At 73.6% G+C, this 18,445-nt stretch carries 17 protein-coding genes; 12 read left to right on the forward strand and 5 right to left on the reverse strand.

The features are described 5' to 3' along the window. Window positions 1–44: 44 nt before the first annotated feature. On the reverse strand, window positions 45–1,454 hold the full coding sequence (locus tag SM611_RS37055) for a cytochrome P450 (protein ID WP_371955084.1): 1,410 nt from the start codon (window positions 1,452–1,454) through the stop codon (window positions 45–47). A 145-nt stretch (window positions 1,455–1,599) separates the two neighbouring features. On the opposite strand from SM611_RS37055, the gene SM611_RS37060 reads away from it, so the two are divergent. After that, on the forward strand, window positions 1,600–1,788 hold the full coding sequence (locus SM611_RS37060) for a DUF5302 domain-containing protein (RefSeq protein ID WP_371955085.1): 189 nt from the start codon (window positions 1,600–1,602) through the stop codon (window positions 1,786–1,788). 59 nt (window positions 1,789–1,847) lie between these two features. Here SM611_RS37060 and SM611_RS37065 read toward each other — a convergent pair whose 3' ends face one another. From SM611_RS37065 to SM611_RS37075, 3 genes are all read right to left on the reverse strand, one after another. After that, on the reverse strand, window positions 1,848–2,486 hold the full coding sequence (locus SM611_RS37065) for a pyridoxamine 5'-phosphate oxidase family protein (protein ID WP_371955086.1): 639 nt from the start codon (window positions 2,484–2,486) through the stop codon (window positions 1,848–1,850). Between the two features lie 70 nt (window positions 2,487–2,556). Further along, window positions 2,557–3,594 carry an MBL fold metallo-hydrolase gene (locus SM611_RS37070; protein ID WP_371955087.1) on the reverse strand — a complete coding sequence of 346 codons (1,038 nt, stop codon included), beginning with the start codon at window positions 3,592–3,594 and terminating at the stop codon, window positions 2,557–2,559. 82 nt (window positions 3,595–3,676) lie between these two features. Continuing rightward, window positions 3,677–4,594 carry a hypothetical protein gene (locus tag SM611_RS37075; RefSeq protein WP_371955088.1) on the reverse strand — a complete coding sequence of 306 codons (918 nt, stop codon included), beginning with the start codon at window positions 4,592–4,594 and terminating at the stop codon, window positions 3,677–3,679. A 102-nt stretch (window positions 4,595–4,696) separates the two neighbouring features. Between SM611_RS37075 and SM611_RS37080 the strand changes: the two genes are divergently transcribed. The 3 genes from SM611_RS37080 (at window position 4,697) to SM611_RS37090 (ending at window position 7,265) form a co-directional block, all read left to right on the forward strand. Beyond that, window positions 4,697–5,341, forward strand: coding sequence for a PadR family transcriptional regulator (locus SM611_RS37080; protein ID WP_371955089.1), 645 nt, complete (start codon window positions 4,697–4,699; stop codon window positions 5,339–5,341). A 158-nt stretch (window positions 5,342–5,499) separates the two neighbouring features. Next, on the forward strand, window positions 5,500–6,477 hold the full coding sequence (locus SM611_RS37085; RefSeq protein ID WP_371955090.1) for an ABC transporter ATP-binding protein: 978 nt from the start codon (window positions 5,500–5,502) through the stop codon (window positions 6,475–6,477). Beyond that, window positions 6,474–7,265, forward strand: a complete 792-nt coding sequence (locus SM611_RS37090; RefSeq protein ID WP_371955091.1) for an ABC transporter permease — start codon at window positions 6,474–6,476, stop codon at window positions 7,263–7,265. The genes SM611_RS37085 and SM611_RS37090 overlap by 4 nt, the downstream gene beginning before the upstream one ends. Window positions 7,266–7,341: 76 nt before the next feature. Here SM611_RS37090 and SM611_RS37095 read toward each other — a convergent pair whose 3' ends face one another. Further along, window positions 7,342–8,646 (reverse strand): M20/M25/M40 family metallo-hydrolase, encoded by a 1,305-nt coding sequence (locus SM611_RS37095; RefSeq protein ID WP_371955092.1) that lies wholly within the window; start codon window positions 8,644–8,646, stop codon window positions 7,342–7,344. A 281-nt stretch (window positions 8,647–8,927) separates the two neighbouring features. Here SM611_RS37095 and SM611_RS37100 point away from each other — a divergent pair, with 281 nt between their 5' ends. From SM611_RS37100 to SM611_RS37135, 8 genes are all read left to right on the forward strand, one after another. Continuing rightward, window positions 8,928–10,532, forward strand: coding sequence for a peptide ABC transporter substrate-binding protein (locus SM611_RS37100; protein ID WP_371955093.1), 1,605 nt, complete (start codon window positions 8,928–8,930; stop codon window positions 10,530–10,532). Window positions 10,533–10,538: 6 nt separating this feature from the next. After that, on the forward strand, window positions 10,539–11,465 hold the full coding sequence (locus SM611_RS37105) for an ABC transporter permease (RefSeq protein ID WP_371955094.1): 927 nt from the start codon (window positions 10,539–10,541) through the stop codon (window positions 11,463–11,465). Window positions 11,466–11,472: 7 nt separating this feature from the next. After that, complete coding sequence (locus tag SM611_RS37110; RefSeq protein WP_371955095.1) at window positions 11,473–12,444, forward strand: ABC transporter permease; 972 nt, start codon at window positions 11,473–11,475, stop codon at window positions 12,442–12,444. 2 nt (window positions 12,445–12,446) lie between these two features. Further along, entirely contained in the window at window positions 12,447–13,472 is a 1,026-nt protein-coding gene (locus SM611_RS37115) for an ABC transporter ATP-binding protein (RefSeq protein WP_371955096.1), read from the forward strand. Then, window positions 13,456–14,475: an ABC transporter ATP-binding protein gene (locus tag SM611_RS37120; protein ID WP_371955097.1), complete on the forward strand. Its 1,020-nt coding sequence runs from the start codon at window positions 13,456–13,458 to the stop codon at window positions 14,473–14,475. The genes SM611_RS37115 and SM611_RS37120 overlap by 17 nt, the downstream gene beginning before the upstream one ends. 43 nt (window positions 14,476–14,518) lie before the next feature. After that, entirely contained in the window at window positions 14,519–15,379 is an 861-nt protein-coding gene (locus tag SM611_RS37125) for a spermidine synthase (protein WP_371955098.1), read from the forward strand. Between the two features lie 84 nt (window positions 15,380–15,463). Further along, on the forward strand, window positions 15,464–16,237 hold the full coding sequence (locus tag SM611_RS37130; protein ID WP_371955099.1) for an SDR family oxidoreductase: 774 nt from the start codon (window positions 15,464–15,466) through the stop codon (window positions 16,235–16,237). A gap of 93 nt (window positions 16,238–16,330) precedes the next feature. Next, window positions 16,331–18,313: an ATP-binding SpoIIE family protein phosphatase gene (locus SM611_RS37135; protein WP_371955100.1), complete on the forward strand. Its 1,983-nt coding sequence runs from the start codon at window positions 16,331–16,333 to the stop codon at window positions 18,311–18,313. The last annotated feature ends 132 nt before the right edge of the window (window positions 18,314–18,445 follow it).

Here is an 18,445-nt window from a genome sequence, read left to right on the forward strand (position 1 = left end):
TCCAAACATGCGGCCGATCATGCGGAACCCGGCGCCCGGCGGGCCTACGACAGCCGCATCAGCCGCAGGACGCGCCGCACCATCGAGTCCGCCCCGCCCTCGTCCGCCGCCGTCTCCTCCGGGGCCTCCTCGGCCTCGGCGGGCGCGGCGGGCCGCGGCTCCGGCGCGCCCCCGGCCAGCTCGTAGGTGACCGGCAGCGACCGCAGGCCGCGCATCAGCGGGGACGAGCGCCACGGGAGCTGGTCGGCGGGCAGCGCCAGCCGCAGCGAGGAGAACCGGTCGAACAGCCGCTCCACCGCGATCATCGTGATCGTCGTGGCGAGGTCGCGGCCGAGGCAGGCGTGCGGCCCCGCGCTCCAGGCCAGGTGGGCGCGGGAGCTGTAGATGGAGTCGGGCGTCGTGGACGCGGTGAACGCCGGGTCCAGGTGCGCGGCGGCCGGCGACACCATGACCGGGTCGCCGGCCGCGATCTGGAACCGGCCGATGCGGACGTCCGACTTCGCCCACCGGAACGACAGGTTGGCCATCGGCGGGTTCGCCGCCGACGCCCGGTTGATCGCCTCCTGGATCATCCCGGCCGACATGCTGTCGCGGGCCCCGGTCTCGCCGATCAGCACCTCGGTGATGGTGTTGCAGATGAGCGTTCCCGTCACGTCGCCGACGAGCCCGGTCATCATCGCCATCTCGCGGGTCAGCTCCTCGGCGGTCAGGTCCGGGACCGCCGCGAGCATGTAGGACGGCAGGTCGGCGCCGGGGGAGGCCACCCGCGCCGCGCACACGTCCGCGACCCGGGCGACCAGCCGGGCGGACGCCTCCTGGGCCTCCGGCCCGGCGTCCATCACCCGCCACAGGTCGATGATCAGCTCGTCGTCGGCGTTCCCGCCGTTCCCGCCGGTGCCGAGCAGCCGCCCGATCACCATCAGCGGCAGCGGCCGCGCGTACTGGGCGGACAGGTCGGCCCAGCCGGACGGCCCGCCGTTCTCCGACAGCACGCTGATCAGCTCGTCGGCGTACCGGCGGATCGCCCGCTCCAGCGACTTCGCCTCGGGCCGGGTGCGGTCCTGGAACGGCCGCAGGCCCTCGCTCCACGCGCTGCGGAGCCGGGTGGAGTCGGCGCCGTCCCGGAACCCGGAATTGTCCGACTCCACCACGGGCAGCATCGGCCAGTCCGCCGGGACGGAGCCCTCCCGGTACCGGCGCCAGCTCTCGACCCGCCTGCTCCAGATGCCGCGGGTGTCGCGCAGGATGTCGAGCGTCTGCGCGTAGCCGATGACGAGCCACGCCGGGACGCCGAGGACGTCCACCGGCGCGACGGGCCCGTACTCCCCGCGCAGCCGCTCGTAGAAGACGGCGGGGCGGGACTCGTAGTCGCGGTTCAGCAGCGGCTGGACGGCGAGCGCCTCCAGCGGCGGGTGTGCGGGGGCGGGGTCTGCCTGCGGCGTCTGGGGCTCCACGTGCACAAACCATAGGAGAGATCGATCACCCCTGGCGTGATTTGCGGTGGAATCTCCCAAGATGATCTTCCGGGTGGGGGCGGATGGCCGTTCGGCCCCGCGGTGTGTGAGGCTGGGGGTGCCCCTAAGAGAGCTGGAGGTCCGCATGGCCGACTCGTCAGGAGAACCCGCCGACGGTGAGGACGACGTGAAGCGCAGGTTCCGGGAGGCCCTGGAGCGCAAGCGCGGAGCGGCGGGCAAGAACGCCGGCTCGTCCGGCAGGAGCGGCTCCAAGGTGCGCGGCAAGCACGACCGCGCCGATCACCAGCGCCAGTTCCGCCGCAAGAGCGGCTGACCGGCCCGCACCGTTCTCGACCCCCGCGCGCCGCGCGCGGGGGTCCCGACCGGCCGCCGTCAGGCGCCGTAGAGCTTCTTGGAGTAGTTGCCCTCGGAGTAGTAGCGCTCCAGCTGCTCCAGGTCCTCCTCGGTGTACTGGAGGTCCTTGACGATCCGGGCGTGCGAGGGCAGCGCGTCCGGCTCCCAGGTCTCCGGCTTCCAGAGCTTCGAGCGCATCAGGGCCTTCGCGCAGTGGAAGAAGATCTGCTCGATGTCCACGACCAGGGCGAGGGCCGGGCGGTGGCCCCTGACGACCATCTCGTCGAAGAACGGCGCGTCCCGCAGCAGCGTGGCCCGGCCGTTGATCCGCAGGGTCTCGCCGCGTCCGGGGACCAGGAAGATCAGCCCGACGTGCGGGTTGCTCAGGACGTTCATGAACCCGTCGGCGCGGCGGTTGCCGGGACGGTCCGGGATCGCGATCGTCGTGTCGTCGATGACGTGCGCGAACCCGGGCGGGTCGCCCTTGGGGGAGACGTCGCAGCCGCCGGCCGCGTCACTGGTGGAGATCAGGCAGAACGGGGAGCGCGCCAGCCACTCCCGGTCCCGGGCGTGCAGCGTGCGGCGCTCCTTGTCGATCGCCCGCCGCATCGGCGCGCCGAGAAGCTCGCGCAGCTCCTCCGGGGACGTGATCGCAGTGAACTCGGGGGCGAGCGTCATCGCCGCTCCTTCGGCCGGGAGAACGGAGGATCAGCGTAACCCGGTGGTGATCGGGCGGCCGGGGCCGGGGTCAGCGCCGTGGGGCGTAGCGGCGGACGCCGCCCTCCTCGTGGGCGTCCAGGACGCCCCGGTCGGCGAGGACGTCCAGGTGCGCCTCGATCTCCAGGACCGCCAGCATCCGGCTGAACGCGTCCAGGTCGCTCAGGCTGCGCCTGCGGCGCGTCCACGGCATGGCCTCGGCGACCTCGAACGCCGTGCCGCGGCCCGCCCGGACCTGCGCGGCGGCGGCGTCGAGGCGCTCGGCGTGGTGCTCCAGCAGCTCGTCGACCCGGGTGTGGACGCTCGGCCGCACCGGGCCGTGCGCGGGCAGCAGCAGCGTGTCCGGCATGCCGCGGACCAGCCGCAGCGACTCCAGGTAGCTGCGCAGCGGCTTCGGCTCCGGCTCGGTCTCCAGCCCGATGGACGGCGTGATGTGCGGCAGGATGTGGTCGCCCGCGAACAGCAGCCCGGCGGCGGCGTCCCGCATGACGATGTGGCCGCGCGTGTGGCCGGGCGTGGCGAACACGTCAAGGCCCCGCCCGGTCAGGGCGATGCGCTCCCCATCGTCCAGCCAGGCGTCCGGCAGCGTGTGCGGGACGTCGCGCTCGGAACGCTCCACCGGCATGCCCGCGATCTCGGCGGCCAGGTCGCCGGCGCCGCAGCGGCGCAGCAGCTCGACCTGCCGCGGATGCAGGCCGCGGCTCCGGTCGAACGCCCTGATGGACGCCTGCTCGCCGCGGCCGATGCGCACCCGCGTCCCGAACGACTCGCGCAGCGCGAGCGCCTGCGAGTAGTGGTCCCAGTGCGCGTGCGTGACGAGGAACTGCGCAACGTCGGCGAGCCCGTGGCCGAGCGCGCGGAGGGCGGTCTCCATCGACGCGCGCGTGTCGGGCATGGCCCAGCCGGAGTCGACGACGACGAGGCCCTCGTCGTCCTCGATGACGTACACGTTGACGGCGTGCAGCGACGGGATGGGCAGCGCCAGGGGGATCCGGTGCACCCCCGGCACCACCGTATGGGCGCCCGGCTCGGTCCAGTCAGTCGGCTGCTCCACGACCGGTGCCGTCACCGCGTGCCCCCTCTGATCGTCGAATCACGTTCTAGTCGAACCTACTTCATCCCGAACATCCGGTTCGCTGCGAGGCCGGGCGTCAGCTGTGACGTGCGTCGCGGTCCGCGGCGCGGCGGGCCTCGGCGGCGGCCGTGCGGGCCTCGCGCGCCGCCTCCTGCGCCCGCGCCCGGTTCTGCTCGGCCCGCTCCGCCCGGCGCGAGGCCGCGTCGCGGTCGGCGACGGCCCGGTCCAGCTCGTGGCGGAGCCGCCCCACCTCGGCGGACGCCTCCTGCACCGCCCGCTTCGCCTCGGCCGCCCGGTCGGCGCGCTCCGCCAGCTTGCGCTCGGCCTCCTCGGCGCGCCTGCGCAACGTCTCCGCCCGGCGGGCCCGAGCCGCGCTCGTCCGCGTGACGGTCGCCTTCTCCTTCGCCCTGCCCTCCGGCTTCGGCCGCTCGGGCCGCTCGAGCCGCCGCCTCTCCTCCTCGGCGGGTGCCTCCTCGGGCCCCGGTTCCGCGCGTTCCCCGCCCTCTGGAGGCGCCATGGGGAAGCCGGCGGGGACGAAACCCGTGTGGCTGCGCGGCTGCGGCAGCCGCCCCTCGCGGACCTCCTCGGCGACCGCCTCGTCCACGGTGGCGGCCTGGAGGGTGTCCTCGACCTCGCGCACCGCCTGCTCCCGCAGCGCGCCGCCCGCCTCGGCCGCCAGCTCGCCCGCGGTGCGCACGAGCGAGGCGACCAGGCGCGCGCGGCGCTGCTCGATGTCGCGGAGGCCGCCGCCGGAGCCCCACGCCGACCGCAGCTCGGTTCCCACGTCCAGCAGGCGTCCCAGCTCGCCGGCGGCGGACCGGCTGAGGAGGTTCACCGCCCACGCCGACAGCGTGGGGCGCCGCAGCGCGCCGATCCGCTTGGCGAGGGCGGCGTCGCCGCCGTCCTTCGCCTCCCGTGCGAGCCGCTTCCGCGTCGCCACGAAGTCCGCCGGCCGGACGCCGTAGAGCTCGCCGGCCGCACTGGAGAAGTCCACGCCCGATCCCTACCCCTTACCGCGACTCGCGGATCGGTATGGACGAGGCGAAGCGCGATGCCTATACTCGTTTACGAGTACTCGTTCACGAGGGAGCATGGGATGGCCAAGCGGCGGAAGGTGAGCAACCTTCTGGGGCTCGCCGTGCTGTCCACCGTCGTGACCAAGCCGATGCACCCGTACGAGATGGCCGCCGTGATGCGCGCCCGCGGCAAGGACCGCGACATGGACATCAAGTGGGGCTCGCTCTACACCGTGGTGAGGAATCTGGAGAAGCACGGGTTCCTGGCCGTCGAGGGGAGCGTCCGGGAAGGGGCGCGGCCCGAGCGGACCATCTACCGCATCACCGACGCGGGGATGGCGGAACTCGCCGACTGGGTCCGGGAGCTGATCGCGGTGCCCGAGCGTGAGGTGCCGCGGTTCGAGGCCGGGCTGTCCGTCCTCGGCGCCCTCGCCCCGGACGAGACGGCCGAGCTGCTGCGCAGGCGCCTGGACGCGCTGGAGCGGCGGATCGCCGACGACCGGGCCGCGCTCGCCGCGGCGGCGGAGGTGCCCCGCGTCTTCCTGGTCGAGGACGAGTTCGACCTGGCGATCAGGTGCGCGGAGGCCGGGTGGGTGCGGGGCTTCCTCGCCGAACTCGAGGACGGCACGCTGCCGGGCCTCGACAGCTGGCGGGCCTACCACGAGACCGGGGAGATCCCGCCCGAACTCGCCGAGCTGGCGGAGAGGGGAGCCCCCGAGGAATAGCCGACGCGAAAGGCCCGGCGGCGGTGCGGCAACACCGCCGCCGGGCCGGAGAACCCACCACCGAGAACCCACGCGGAGCGGGGCCTGGCGGCGAGCACGCGACTCCAGCCTATCCGGGACCCCTCCGTCGAGCATGTCGCGCTGCACGGAGGAAGAGCATGGCGCACGCCATCGAGGCCGCGGGCCTCGTGAAGAACTATCCCGGCGACGTCCGGGCCCTGGACGGCCTGTCCATCACGGTCGAGCCGGGCGAGATCCTCGGGCTGCTCGGCCCCAACGGGGCGGGCAAGTCCACCACCGTCAAGATCCTCACCACGCTGGTCCGGCCGGACGCGGGCACCGCCGCCGTGGCGGGGCACGACGTCCTGCGCCGGCCCGACCGGGTCCGCCGCGTCATCGGCGTCGTGTCGCAGAGGTCCGGCGCCGACCCGGAGGCGAGCGGCCGCGCCAACCTGGTCCTGCAAGGCCGCCTGTACGGCCTGTCCGGGACGCGGGCGCGCCGCCGGTCCGCCGAGCTGCTCGCCCGGTTCGGCCTGGAGGAGGCGGCGGGCCGTGCCGTGAAGACCTACTCGGGCGGGATGCGGCGGCGCCTCGACGTCGCGCTCGGGCTCGTCCACCGGCCGGAGGTCCTGTTCCTCGACGAGCCCACCACCGGGCTCGACCCCGAGGCCCGCGCGTCCATGTGGGCCGAGATCGCCCGGCTCGCGGGCGACGACGCCCTCGCGATCCTGCTGACCACCCACTACCTGGACGAGGCCGACCGGCTCGCGCGGCGGCTCGCGATCGTCGACCGCGGCCGCGTCGTCGTGGCCGGCACGCCCGACGCGCTCAAGGGCGAGCTGCGCGGCGACGCCGTCCACGTCGAATGGCGGGAGGCGCCCCCCGAGCCGCTGGTGCGGGAGGCGCTCGGGCGGCTGCCCGGCGTCCGCGAGATCGTCCTGGACGGGCCGCGCCTCAGCGCCCGGACCGCCGACGGCGCCGCCGCCGTCCCGGCCGTCCTGGCCGCCCTCGACCGGGCGGGCGTCCCGGCCGCGGCGGCGGCCGTCGCGCGGCCGTCCCTGGACGACGTCTACCTCCGCTACGCCGGCCGCCGCCTCGCCGCCGCCGAGCCCGTCACCGCCGGAGGTGCCCGATGAGCGCGCCGCCCGTCGCGGACCTGGCGGCCGGAACCTGGTGGATGACCCACCGGCGGCTGTCGGCGCTGCTGCGCAACCCCGCCGTCCTCGTGCTGACGCTGTCGCAGCCGGTCATCTGGCTGTTCCTGTTCGGCGGGCTGTTCCAGAAGGTCGCCGAGCTCCCCGGGTTCGGCGCGTCGTCCTACCTCGACTACATCGTGCCCGGCGTCGTGGTCATGAACGCGGTGTCGCTGAACTCCTTCGCCGGGATGGCGACCATGGACGAGATCGAGCGCGGTACCCTCGACCGCTTCCTCGTCACCCCGGTGCGCCGCGGCGCGATCGTGAACGCCGGCGTCGTCGAGCAGGCCCTCAGCACGGCCTTCCAGTCCGTGGTGATCATCCTGCTGGGCTGGGCCGCGGGCGCGGACTACCCCGGCCGGCCCGCCGGCCTCGCGGTCCTCGTCGCGGCCTCCGTGCTGATCGGCGTCGTCCTCGCCGCGCTGTCGAACACGCTCGCGCTGCTCGTGCGGGACCGCAACGCCATCATCGGGCTGAACGTGATGCTGCTGCTGCCGCTCACGTTCCTGTCGTCGGCGTTCATGGCCGAGGACCTGATGCCGTCCTGGATCCGGCACGTGGCCGCCGCCAACCCGGTGAGCTGGGCCCTCGACGCCGCGCGCGCGACCTTGTCCGCCGACCCGGACTGGTCCTCGGCCGCCTTGCACGGCGCCTGGCTCCTGGCCCTGACCGCCGCGACGGTGGCGCTGGCGACCTACTCGGTCAGGAGCTACCAGAGGTCCCGGTAGCCCAGCCCTCCTTCCCGGCCGCGCACCACGAGGCCGGGAAGGAGCGTCCGCGGGGCCGGGCGGCGGCCGGGGCGGGTCAGCGGGTGTCGAGGAAGCGGTCGAGGACGCGGGTGCCGAACGCCAGGCCGTCGAGCGGGACGCGCTCGTCCACGCCGTGGAACATGCCGAAGTAGTCGAGGCCGGGGCCGAGCAGGAGGGGTGCGAAGCCGAAGCTCGTGATGCCGATCCGGTGGAACGACTTCGCGTCGGTGCCGCCCGCCATCACGTACGGGACGGGACGGGCGAGCGGGTCCTCGGCGCGCAGGGCGTCCGCGAGCGCGGCGAACGTCGGGCCCGCCGGGTCCGCGGCCGGCGCCTCCTCGTAGTTGACGAACTCGCGGGTGACCTTCGGGCCGAGCAGCCGGTCGATCGTGGCGAGGAACTCCTCGCCCGTGCCGGGCAGGTAGCGGCCGTCGACCTGGGCGGTCGCCGTCCCGGGCACGACGTTGACCTTGTATCCGGCGTCCAGCCGCGTCGGGTTGGCCGAGTTGCGGATCGTCCCGGCGAACAGGTGCCCGGCGCGGCCGAGGCGGGCGGCCTCCGCGTCGAGGCGGTCATGGTCGATGGAGGTGCCGAGCGCGTCCGCGAGGCCGTCCAGCAGGGCCCGCACGCCCGGCGTCAGCCGCACCGGCCACTCGTGGGCCGCCAGCCGGGACACGGCGTGCGCGATCTCGGCGACCGCGTTGTCGGGCGCCGGCTTGGACCCGTGCCCCGCGGTGCCGCGCGCCGTCAGCTTCATCCACGCGGTGCCGCGCTCGCCGGTCGCCACCGGGTAGATCCGCGCCCCGCCCGCGTCCACGCTGAACCCGCCGGACTCGCTGATCGCCTCCGCGCACCCGTCGAACACCTCCCGGTGCTCGCGCGCCACGTACCGGGACCCGTACTCGCCGGTGCACTCCTCGTCCGCGAGGAACGCCAGGACCAGGTCGCCCCGCGTCCGCCGCCCCTCGCGCAGGCGCCGCCGCACGACCGCGAGGGTCATCGCGAGGCTGCCCTTCATGTCGACGGCGCCGCGCCCCCACACGCACCCGTCCCGGACCTCGCCGGAGAACGGCGGCACCGTCCAGTCGGCCGCGTCGGCCGGCACCACGTCGAGGTGCCCGTGGATCAGGAACGCGGGGTGGGACGGGTCGGTACCGGCGATCCGCGCCAGCACGCTCGCACGCCCCGGCGCCGACTCCACGATCGTCGCGTCGACGCCGGCCTCGGCCAGCAGCCCCGCGGCGTACTCCGCCGCCGGCCGTTCCGGACGCGCCACCCCCTCGCCCCGGTTGGTGGTGTCGAACCGGATCAGATCGGCACAGATCTTCCCCGCCTCGCCGTCCGCGCCCTCGCCTGCCACGCTCGCCCGCCTCTCCGCCGCCCGTCCCGTCGTTCACTGCGTCCTATCAGTTTCGCGGCTGCCCGCCGCGCCGTTCGCCGTGCGTTCCAGGCGGGGGTTCGGGGTGGTGCGTCTGCTCAAGCGGGTTTCGCGGCGGATGCGGGGTTGCATGATCAAGAACGTCTCGATCCGGTTTCGACTCCGTCAGCGATGTGTTCAAAGCGTCACCAGGAGTACGACGCTGCGAGCAATCTAGGTGCGGCGGGTGGCCAAGCGCCCGCGTGCGACGGCCGAGGAGGAGCATGACCAGCCAGAGGGGTGTGCGGTGGAAGGTCGCGGGGGTCGTCGCGGTGGCGCTCGCCGCGTCGCTGGGGGTGTCGGGCTGCGGGGGCGATGAGGCCGAGGCCGGCGACGGGACGTTCAGCGTCGGGCACTCCGAGCCCGACCACCTGGTGCCCGCCAACACGACGAGCAGCTACTCCTTCGACGTGATCACCGAGCTGTTCGACAACCTGATGACGCTCACCGCGGACGGGAAGGCCGTGCCGCTGGCCGCCGAGTCCGTGGCCTCGGACGACCAGAAGGTCTGGACGATCAAGGTCAAGCCGGGGCAGAAGTTCCACGACGGCGAGCCGGTGACCGCGCAGAGCTTCGCGGACGCCTGGAACCACGCGGCGTACGGGCCGAACGCCATGGGCGCCAACAGCTACTTCTCGTACATCGAGGGGTACGGGCAGATGAACCCCGAGGACGAGAACGCCAAGCCGGAGGCCGACAAGCTCTCCGGGGTGGCGGTCGTCGACCAGAACACCCTCAAGGTCACGCTGAACGACCCGTTCAGCCAGTTCCCGCTGCTGCTGACCTACCCGGCGTACGCGCCGATGCCGCAGGCCGGGCTCAAGGACCTCAAGGCGTTCGAGGAGCACCCCGTCGGCAATGGCCCGTACATGATGGACGGGAACTGGGAGCGCAACAAGCAGATCAAGCTCGTCGCGTACCCCGGCTACACGGGCCCGCGCAAGCCGAAGAACAAGGGCGTGACCTGGAAGAGCTACTCCAGCGCCGACACCGCCTACACCGATCTGCGGGCCGGCCGCATCGACGTGCTGCAGACCATCCCGTCCGCGAAGGTGCCCGAGGCGAAGCGGCTGCTCGGCGACCGGTTCCTCGCCCGCAAGATGAGCACGACCGACTACCTGGGCTTCCCGCTGTTCGACAAGCGGTTCGACAACCCGGACCTGCGCAAGGCCGTCTCGATGGTCATCGACCGCCAGGGCGTCAACAAGGCGGTCTACAACGGCGACTTCTTCCCCGCGGACTCGCTCATCCCCTCCATCATCCCCGGGCACCGCGACAACGCGTGCGGCGAGCTGTGCACCTACGACCCGGCGAAGGCCAAGCAGCTGTTCGACAAGGCCGGCGGGTTCAAGGGGACGATGGAGCTGTACTTCTCCAACTCGCAGCCGACCTACGCGCAGTGGATGCGGATCGTCGCGAACTCCCTGCGCGACAACCTCGGCATCACCGACGTCCAGTTCCGGCAGGTGCCCGCGTCCGACTACTTCTCCATGCTGGGCGACCGCACGGAGAAGGGCCCGTACCGGCAGAACTGGGAGGCCGACTACCCGAGCCCCCAGAACTACCTGGAGAACATGTGGGGGCCGGACAACCGCATGGGCTGGGAGAACAAGGAGTTCAACGACCTCATCGCGAAGGCCAACAGGACGGCCGACCAGCAGCAGGCCATCGCGCTCTACAACCAGGCCGAGGACATCGCCGTCCAGGAGATGCCGATGATCCCGCTCTGGACGTGGGCCGGCCAGGGCGGCCGCTCGAAGAAGGTCGACAACGTTGAGATCACCCCGTTCTCGACGGGCCTGGTCGCCACCGAAGTGACGGTGAAGTAGCCGGCGATGTGGCGCTACGTCCTACGGCGGCTCCTGCAGGCGGTCCCCGTCTTCATCGGCACGACGCTGCTCATCTACGTGATGGTGTTCGCGCTGCCGGGCGACCCGATCCAGGCGCTGGCGGGGGACAAGCCGGTCCCGGAGAACGTCCTGCGGACGCTCCGGGACCGGTACAACCTCAACGACCCGCTGCTGGTGCAGTACGCGAAGTACATGTGGAACCTCCTCCAGGGCGACCTGGGGGAGAACTACACCGGCCAGAGCGTGTCGGAGATGCTCAGCGGGCGGTGGATGGTCACCGCGCAGCTCGCCCTCACGGCCTGGATCTTCGAGCTGGCCGTCGGCATCGCGCTCGGCACGTGGGCGGGCCTGCGCCGCGGCAGCCTCGCCGACACCCTCGTCCTCGGCGGGACGACACTGGTGATCGCGGTCCCGGTCTTCGTCCTCGGGTACGCCGCGCAGCTGCTGTTCGGGCTGCACTGGCAGATCTTCCCCACGGCCGGGACGGACGAGGGCTGGCCGATGAGCTACCTGCTGCCCGGCATCGTGCTGGGCTCGCTCGGCCTGTCGTACGTGGCGCGGCTGACGCGGACGAGCCTGTCGGAGAACCTGCGGGCCGACTACGTGCGCACCGCGAACGCCAAGGGGCTGTCGCGGGCGCGGGTGGTGGGCCGGCACGCGCTGCGCAACTCGCTGATCCCCGTGGTCACCTACCTCGGCGTCGACTTCGGGAACCTGATGGGCGGCGCGGTGGTGACCGAGGGCATCTTCAACCTGCCGGGCATCGGGCAGCAGGTGTTCCAGTCGATCCAGCTGAAGGAGGGCCCGGTGGTGGTCGGCGCGGTCACCGTGCTCGTGCTGATCTTCCTGCTGGCCAACCTGGTCGTGGACCTGCTGTACGGGGTGCTCGACCCGCGGATCAGGTACGAGTGAGGCGCGCATGACGATCGAGGACGCCGGGCCGCCGGGCATCGAGCCCGAGCCCGGACCCGAGGCGGGCGCCGCGGGGCCGAGCGCCGCCGGGACGAGCGCCGCCGCGGTGGCCGCGGCGGGCGGCGAGATCGGCAGGGCCTCGCTGTGGGACGACGCGTGGCGCGACCTGCGCCGCCGCTGGGTGTTCTGGGGGTCGGTGCTGATCCTCGCGGTCGTGTCGGCGATGGCCGCGGTGCCGAGGCTGTTCACCGCCGCGGACGTCAACCAGGGCTGCGACCCGAACGACGCCAAGGCCGGCCCGTCCGGCGCCCACTGGTTCGGCACCGACCTCGCCGGCTGCGACTACTACGCGCACGTCGTGCACGGGGCCCGCCCGACGCTGCTGATCGGCGTCGCCGTCACCGTGTTCGCCCTGCTGATCGCGATGGTGTTCGGGCTGCTCTCCGGCTACTACGGCGGGCTGCTGGACACGCTCGTCGCCCGGCTCACCGACATCTTCTTCGGGCTGCCGTTCGTGCTGGGCGCCACGGTGATCCTCGTGGCGTTCCCCTCGCACGGCGTGTGGGCGATGACGCTGGTGCTGGTGCTGCTCGGCTGGACGACGATGATCCGCATCATGCGGGGGCAGGTCATCTCCGTCCGGGACGCCGACTACGTCCAGGCGTCCCGGCTGCTCGGCGCGTCCGACGCGCGGATCATGGCCCGGCACATCCTGCCGAACGCGATCGCCCCGGTGATCGTGGTCGCCACCCTCAACGTCGGCAACGTCATCGTGGGGGAGGCGACGCTGGACTTCCTCGGCGTCGGCCTGCAGTACCCGCAGGTCTCCTGGGGGCTCCAGCTCGGCCAGGCGAAGGACTCCTTCATCGAGGACCCGCACCTGCTGATCTTCCCCGCCGCGTTCCTGTCGGCGACGGTGCTGAGCTTCCTGCTGCTCGGCGACGCCGTCCGCGACGCCCTCGACCCGAAGCTGCGGTGACCATGCTGACGGATGTGAAGGACGACCCGGCGCCCGCGCCCGCGCCGCTGCTCCGCGTCGACGACCTGCACGTGAAGTTCCGGGTGCGCGGCCAGGACGTCCACGCGGTGAACGGCCTGTCGTACACCCTCGACGAGGGGGAGACCCTGGCGATCCTCGGCGAGTCGGGGTCGGGCAAGAGCGTCGCGGCGCAGGCCGTGATGGGCATCCTGGACGTCCCGCCCGCCCGCGTCGAGCGCGGCTCGGTGCGGCTGCGCGGCGAGGAGCTGCTCGGCCTGCCCGAGCGCCGCCGCCGCGCCTACCGCGGCGACCGCATCTCGATGGTCTTCCAGGACGCGCTGACCGCGCTCAACCCGGTGTTCACGGTCGGCGACCAGCTCCGCGAGATGTACCGGGTGCACCGCGGGCTCGGCCGGAGGGCGGCCCGGGACCGGGCCGTCGAGCTGATGGAGCGGGTGCGCATCCCGTCCGCGGCCAAGCGCCTCGGCGACTACCCGCACCAGTTCTCCGGCGGCATGCGCCAGCGCATCATGATCGCGATGGCGCTGGCGCTGGAGCCGGACGTCCTCATCGCCGACGAGCCGACCACCGCGCTGGACGTGACCGTGCAGGCGCAGATCATGCGGCTGCTCACGGGGCTCCAGGAGGAGCTGCGAATGGGCATGGTGCTGATCACCCACGACCTCGGCGTCGTCGCCGGCGTCGCGGACCGGATCGTCGTCATGTACGCGGGGTCGGTCGCCGAGCAGGCGCCGGCCCGCGAGCTGTACGCGCGGCCCGCCCACCCGTACACGAAGGGCCTGCTGGCGTCGGTGCCGCGGCTGGACCGGCGCGGCGCGCCGCTCGTCCCCATCAAGGGCGCGCCGCCGAACCCGGCGGCGCTGCCGCCCGGCTGCCCCTTCCAGCCGCGCTGCCCCCGCGCCGAGGCGCTGTGCGCGGCGGAACGGCCGCCGCTCGTCACCGTCGCGCCCGGACACGACGCCGCCTGCCACTTCGCCGAGGAGGTCCACGGTGCCGGACCCGAGTAACGGGCCGATCCTCCGGGTGGAGGGTCTCGCCAAGCACTACCCGGTGACGCGCGGCGTGCTGGTCAAGCGCGCGGTCGGCCAGGTCAAGGCCGTGGACGGCGTCGACCTGGAGCTGCGGCGCGGGGAGACGCTCGGCGTCGTCGGCGAGTCCGGGTGCGGGAAGTCGACGCTGGCGAAGCTGCTGCTCGCCGCCGAGCGCCCCACCGCCGGGACGGTCCGCTTCGACGGCCGGGACATGTTCGCGCTGCCGAAGCCGGAGCTGCGGGCCCTGCGCCGCCGCATCCAGATGGTGATGCAGGACCCGTACTCGTCCCTCGACCCCCGGATGACGGTCGGCGACATCGTCGGCGAGCCGTTCGCGATCCACGTGGACGCCGCGCCGAAGGGCGAGCGGCGCGAACGCGTCCGGGAGCTGCTGGAGCTCGTCGGCCTCGACCCCGGGCACGTCAGCCGGTACCCGCACCAGTTCTCCGGCGGGCAGCGCCAGCGCGTCGGCATCGCCCGCGCGCTCGCGCTGCGCCCCGACGTGGTCGTGTGCGACGAGCCGGTGTCGGCGCTGGACGTCTCCGTCCAGGCCCAGGTGATGAACCTGCTCGCGGAGCTGCAGGAGGAGCTCGGGCTGGCGTACGTGTTCATCGCGCACGACCTGGCCGCCGTCCGGCACATCTCCGACCGCGTCGCCGTCATGTACCTGGGCAAGGTCGTCGAGACCGGGGACGAGACGCAGATCTACGAGCATCCGACGCACCCGTACACGCAGGCGCTGCTGTCGGCCGTCCCGGTCCCGGACCCGGACGCGCCGGGCTGGGCGGGCCAGATCCGGCTGGAGGGCGAGCCGCCGTCGCCGCTGGACCCGCCGTCCGGCTGCCGCTTCCGCACCCGCTGCTGGAAGGCGCGGGACATCTGCGCGGAGGAGGAGCCGAGCCTGGTCGAGCGGGACGGGTCCGCCCACCCCAGCGCCTGCCATTTCGCGGCCGAGGCCGCCGTCACCGAGCGAACCTGACGGCCGCCGGGTGCCCCGGCGGCGCACTCCGTAGGGTGGGGGCATGGCACGCAAGGGCAGGCACGGCCCCCGGCCCCGGACCTACAGGATCGCGGGCGGGGAGGCCGAGCTGCTGCGCGACGCCGACCGGGACGGCGGCTGGATGCTGCTCGTGGGCGGCGTGCCGCAGTCCTACGTCGACCTGTCCGACCCGACGTACCTCGACTTCGAGTACATGCGGCTGATCGGCGACGTCGTCGACTGCGCCGGGGTGGACGGCGAGGCGCTCGACGCGGTGCACATCGGCGGCGCCGGATGCACGCTGCCCCGCTACATCGCCGCGACCCGGCCGGGCTCGCGGCAGATCGTGCTGGAGCCCGACGTCGAGCTGGTGCAGCTCGTCCGCGAGCAGCTGCCCGTCAAGGGCGTCCCCGGCCTGCGCATCCGCGTCACCGACGGGCGCACCGGCATCGCGGCGCTCGCCGACGACGCCGACGACCTGGTGGTGATGGACGCCTTCGCCGAGGCGTCGATGCCGCCCGAGCTGGCCACCCGCGAGTTCGTCCTGGACGCCGCCCGGGTGCTGCGGCCGCGCGGCGTCTACGTGGTCAACGTCGCCGACGGGTTCCGGCTGCCGTTCGCGCGCCGGGTGGCCGCCACGATCCGGTCGGTGTTCCGGCACACGGCGCTGATGGGCGACCCGGGGGTGCTGCGGGGCCGCCGGTTCGGCAACCTGATCGTGGCCGGGTCGCAGGAGCCGCTGCCGGTCGCCGAGCTGACCCGCCGCGCGGCGGGCGGCATGGTGCGGGCGCGGGTCATGGACGGCGGCGACCTCGCCGCGTTCTGCGCCGGCGCGGCGCCGCTGCACGACGGCGAGGAGATCGTCGCGCCCGTCCCGCCGCCGCAGGTCTTCGGACCGTCCTGACGGCGGCGCGGCCGGAGTGTCACATTCCTTGCGCCCCGTCCCGTCCGTCTTGTGATGGCGTCATCGCACACCGAGGAGGAACCGATGATCCTGGTGACCGGGGCCACCGGCACGCTGGGCGGGCCCGTCGTCCGGCTGCTGCGGGAGGCCGGCGCGGACGTGCACGGCCTGAGCCGCCGTGAGAGGGATCCGGAGCCCGGCCTCACGTGGCACAAGGGCGACCTCTACACCGGCGAGGGCGTCGACGCGGCGGTCGGCGGCGTCGAGACGATCGTGCACTGCGCCAGCGACCCGTTCCACTCCAAGCGGGACCTGCCCGCCGCCCGGCGCCTCGTCGAGGCGGCGCGGCGGCAGGGCGCCCCGCACCTGATCTACATCTCGATCGTGGGCGTCGACAAGATCCCGTACGGCTACTACCAGACCAAGTTCGCGGTGGAGCGGCACATCGAGAACTCCGGGCTCCCGTACACGATCCTGCGGGCCACCCAGTTCCACACGCTCCCCGACACGGTCTTCAGCGTCCTCACCAAGGTGCCCGGCGTGGTCGCGGTACCGAAGGGGCTCCGCGACCAGCCGATCGACGCCGCCGAGGTCGCGGCGCGGCTCACCGAGCTGGCGCTCGCCGCCGGGCCCGCGCGGCGGGTGGACGACATGGGCGGCCCGGAGGTGCTCACCGTCGAGGACATGCTGCGCGACTACCTGGAGGCGCGCGGCCTGCGGCGGCCCGTCCGGGTGCCGCTGCCGCTGCCGGGGAAGGCCGGGCGCGGGTTCCGGGAGGGGCACCACCTCGCCCCCGCCCACGCCGTGGGCGCGCGGACCTGGCGGCAGTTCCTGGCCGAGACCCACGGGTCCCGTTAGCGGCGGGCCTCCCCTCCGGTATCGGCCTCATCCGGTCGCGCCATGTCCCATAATCGAGCGATGGAGTCGTCGACCCGAATTCTCATTCTCGGCATGGATTCATCGGGGAGAATTCTGCAGTTCGACCGCAACGCCGCCGCCGTGCTCGCCCGGAATGCGGACGACCTGCTGGGCGCCGGACTGGACGAGGTGTTCCCCGGCGCGCGCGAGCCGCTGCTGGAGGCGCTGAAGGCCGGCCGCGAGCGCACCGCCATGCTCGCCGTGGAGACCCCCGCGAGCGGCACCCTGGACGCGGTCGTGACCGTCCACCCGATGAGCGGCGGCCCCGGCGCGGGCGGCGCGCCCGACCTCGCGGCGCTCGCCGTGATCCGGGTGCCGGTGCCGCTCGCCGACCGGTTCGTCGACCCGGCCGTCATCCGCCGGGCGCTGCTCGACGACTCGCTCCCGCGCATAGGCTCCACCCTCGACCTGGAATTGCTGGCCCGCGGCCTGATGGACGTCCTCGTCCCGCATTTCTGCAATTCGGGCGCGCTGCTGCTGGCGGAGAGCCACATCGACGCCGACGAGCCGCCGGAGGGCCCGGACGGGCCGCAGCTGCGCCGGATGGCGATCGGGTTCGACGACGAGGACCCGGCCTGGGACGCGACGTTCCCGACCGGCGAGTCGTTCGTCTACCCGCCGGGCACGCCGCACGCGCTGTGCCTGGCGTCCGGCGAGCCGGTGCTGCGCGCCCTCGGCGGCGAGGGCGCGGCCAGGCTCGCCACCGCGTGGCGCCGCCCGCCGGTCGCGGAGCTGCTCAAGGGCGCGTCCATGCTGTTACTCCCGATCGTGTCCGCGGCGGGCGTGCTCGGATTCTTCGTCTGCACCCGCAACACGGCGCACCGGCAGTTCGACGCCTACGACGTCGAGATCGGGATGGAGTTCGCCAACCGGGCGTCCATCTTCGTGGAGAGCGCCCGCCAGTACTCGCGGGAGCGCGCGACCGCGCTCACGCTGCAGCGCAGCCTGCTGCCGACGGGCCTGTCGGCGCCGTCGCCGGTCGAGGTGCACCACCGCTACCTGCCGGGCAGCCGCCGCATCGAGGTCGGCGGCGACTGGTACGAGTCGATCGCGCTGCCGGGCGCCCGCGTCGCGCTGGTCGTCGGGGACGTCGCCGGGCACGGGGTGAAGGCCGCCGTCACGATGGGGCGGCTCCGCACCGCCATCCACACCCTCGCCGGGCTGGAGCTGCCGCCCGCCGAGGCGCTGGAGCGGCTCGACTCGCTGATGCGGACGCTCGGCGAGCGCGAGCCGCACTTCGCCACCTGCGCCTACGTCGTCTACGACGCGGTCAGCGGGCGGTGCGAGGTCGCGAGCGCCGGGCACCTGCCGCCGCTGCTCGCCCCGCCCGGCGCCGACGCGCGGTACCTGCCGGTGCCGCCCGCGCCGCCGCTCGGCGTCGGCGGCGACGGCCCGATCGTGACCCGCGAGTTCACCGTCGAGGACGGCACGCTCCTGTTCCTCTACACCGACGGGCTGGTCGAGAACCGCGCCCGCGACATCGACGACGGGCTGGCCCGCCTCCTCGCCACGTTCGGGCCGGGCGCCTCCGCACGCCCGCTGGAGGACCTGTGCCAGGCGGCGCTCGACGGCGTCTACGACGACCAGCACCGCGACGACATCGCGATGCTGGTGGCGCGGCTCGCGCGCATCCCGGCCGACCACCACGCCACCTGGGAGCTGCCCGCCGAGCCCGCCGCCGTCCGCCGGGCCCGCGGCCTCGTCCGCGACCGGCTCGCCCGCTGGGACCTCGACGACCTGACCCACTCCACCATGCTGCTGGTGTCGGAGCTGGTCACGAACGCGATCCGGCACGCGGGCGGGCGCATCACGCTGCGGCTGGTGCGCGAGAGCGGCCTGGTCTGCGAGGTCTTCGACTCCTCGGACGGGCGTCCCCGCATCCGCCTCCACGACGACGAGGACGACATGCTGGAGTCGGGCCGCGGCCTGCACGTCGTGGGGCGGCTGGCGCGGCGCTGGGGGGTGCGCCGCACCTCCGGCGGCAAGGTCGTCTGGTGCGAGCAGGGGCTCTCCTGACCCCGGCTCATAGTGGCGGAGGGTCTTATTCAGAGTGTGGGAATTCTAGGTCGGCCCGACGTGTCAGCCGTGGATCGGGTAGGCGGCTTGGATGGCCAGCCGCTGGTCGGCGGTGTCGCCGATGTGGGTGAG

It is taken from the genome of Actinomadura monticuli (assembly GCF_041463655.1).
Classification (GTDB): domain Bacteria; phylum Actinomycetota; class Actinomycetes; order Streptosporangiales; family Streptosporangiaceae; genus Spirillospora; species Spirillospora monticuli.